Source organism: Dellaglioa sp. CoH-56-MRSF-10, from assembly GCF_056782175.1.
In genome coordinates this window covers 1-347 of sequence record NZ_JBXAYF010000066.1, presented here as the reverse complement: position 1 = coordinate 347, position 347 = coordinate 1, and the positions used below count along the sequence as shown (strand labels likewise).

At 59.9% G+C, this 347-nt stretch carries 1 protein-coding gene; it reads right to left on the bottom strand.

The features are described from left to right. Nucleotides 1–347, bottom strand: a 347-nt coding sequence (locus tag AC1RP4_RS07855; protein WP_481763249.1) for a D-alanine--D-alanine ligase family protein, incomplete at both ends; no start/stop codon positions are given.

Sequence of the window (347 nt, the reverse complement as noted above, 5' to 3'; positions counted from 1 at the left end):
ATGTTCCCTTGCCGTGACATGCCCGGGAGAGTGTTCACCTCCAGGAACCAGGACTCACCCGCCGCGTCGACGAGGTAGTCCATTCGGACAAACCCCGTCAGCTTCAGCTTCCGATACAGAGCCGCGGAACGCTCTTCGATGAGGTCGATCGAGCTCGTTGCGAGGTCGGCCGGGCACATGTGCCGACGGGCACCTGCGTCATGCTTGATGCGGTAGTCGTAGAAATCGCCGTCGTGATAGGTCGCAAGGATCGGGAAGATCTGCAACCCGGCACTGTTGTTCCGCAACGCGACAGACACCTCGGTGCCGGTGATGAACTCCGACAGCAGGAACTCATCGAACGAATC